This is a genomic window from Pedobacter sp. BS3 (genome assembly GCF_008274585.1).
In the GTDB taxonomy this organism is placed as follows: Bacteria; Bacteroidota; Bacteroidia; order Sphingobacteriales; family Sphingobacteriaceae; genus Hufsiella_A.
In genome coordinates this window covers 1-1,838 of the sequence record NZ_VTRT01000019.1, presented here as the reverse complement: position 1 = coordinate 1,838, position 1,838 = coordinate 1, and the positions used below count along the sequence as shown (strand labels likewise).

1 protein-coding gene is annotated in these 1,838 nt (G+C 51.3%); it reads right to left on the bottom strand.

Features of this window, described 5'->3' with window-relative positions:
* The coding region (gene glmS, locus FW774_RS20230; RefSeq protein ID WP_149350347.1) for a glutamine--fructose-6-phosphate transaminase (isomerizing) at window positions 1-1,817 on the bottom strand (1,817 nt) is incomplete at its 3' end.
* Window positions 1,818-1,838: the final 21 nt, after the last annotated feature.

Below are 1,838 nucleotides of genomic sequence, written 5' to 3'. Positions count from 1 at the left end.
GCCAGGTTACGGGGCTGGTCCACATTGCAGCCACGCAGCACGGCAATATGGTAGGAGATCAGCTGCAACGGAATGGTAGCGATCAGCGGCAGAAACGCCTCGCTGGCATCTGGTATCTCTATCACGTAATCGGCCATCTTCTTTACTTCGGTATCGCCTTCGGTTACAATGGCAATGATGATGCCTTTGCGGGCTTTCACTTCCTGGATGTTGCTGATCACCTTCTCATACGAAGAGTTTTTGGTGGCTATCACAATAACCGGCATCTGCTCATCGATCAGGGCAATGGGCCCGTGCTTCATCTCTGCCGCCGGGTAACCCTCGGCATGGATGTACGAGATCTCCTTCAGCTTCAAAGCCCCTTCCAGCGCTACCGGGAAACCACTTCCCCGGCCCAGAAACAGGCAGTTGCGGGAATGGATGAACTTTTCGGCAATAGCCTTTATCTTTTCATTAGCCTGTAATGATTTTTCTACCAGTGCCGGGATTTCATCCAGTTCGGTCAGCAGGTTGATCAATTGCGACTGGGTAATGGTGCCGCGTTGCTGGGCCATGTAAAAGGCCAGCAGCGTTAAAGCCGTTACCTGTGCGGTAAAGGCTTTGGTAGAGGCTACGCCAATTTCAGGCCCGGCATGAGTATAGATACCGGCATGTGAGATACGCGGTATAGACGAACCGACCACGTTACATATCCCGAAAATGGTAGCGCCTTTTTCTTTGGCCAGGGTAATGGCAGCCATTGTGTCGGCGGTTTCGCCGGACTGGGAGATGGCTATTACGATATCCTTTTCGGAGATTACCGGGTTACGGTACCGGAACTCCGAAGCATATTCTACTTCTACCGGTATGCGGGCATATTCTTCCAGCAGGTATTCACCAACCAAACCGGCATGCCAGGATGTGCCGCAGGCTACAATAATAATGCGGTCTATGTTTTTCAGCTTTTCGGTATATTCTTTAATACCGCCTAACTGTACTTTACCTTCTTTGGGATAGATCCGTCCACGCATGCAATCCTGTATGGAGCGGGGCTGCTCGTAGATCTCTTTGAGCATGAAGTGGTCGTAGCCGCCTTTCTCCAGCATTTCCAGCTTCAGCTCCAGCTCCTGGATGTACGGGGTTTGTACGGTATTATCAATGGATTTGATCAGCAGCTCGTTCCGTTTAAGGAAGGCTATTTCATTATCCTTGAGATAGATGACGTTTTTGGTGAATTCTACAATGGGCGAAGCATCGGAGGCGATGAAGTATTCGTTATTGCCTACGCCAATCACCATCGGGCTGCCTTTGCGGGCGGCAATAAGCTGGCCGGGCTCATCTTCGCTCATGATCACAATGGCATAAGCGCCTACCACTTCGTTCAGGGCTAAGCGTACGGCTTCGCGAAGGTCTACGTGGTTTTGTTTGAGAATCTCCTCGATGAGGTGGATGAGCACTTCGGTATCGGTATCGCTGCTGAAGTGATGACCACGGGCGGCCAGCTCTTCTTTAAGGGTAGCATAGTTTTCGATGATACCGTTGTGGATGATGGCGAGCCTGCCGTCGCCGGAGGTATGGGGGTGAGAGTTGCGGTCGCTGGGTGCGCCGTGGGTGGCCCAGCGGGTGTGCCCCATGCCGATGCTTCCGCTAAGGTTTTTGCCCCGGGAAAACTGTTCCAGATCGCTTACCTTGCCGGCTTTTTTATAAATATTGAGCTGGTTATTGTCTATCAGCGCTACCCCGGCGCTGTCGTAGCCGCGGTATTCTAACCGGTGCAAGCCTTTGATAACTACTTCCCAGGCATTACGGTTTCCTATATAGCCTACTATTCCACACATAGTGTTAAGTCAAAATTAAAA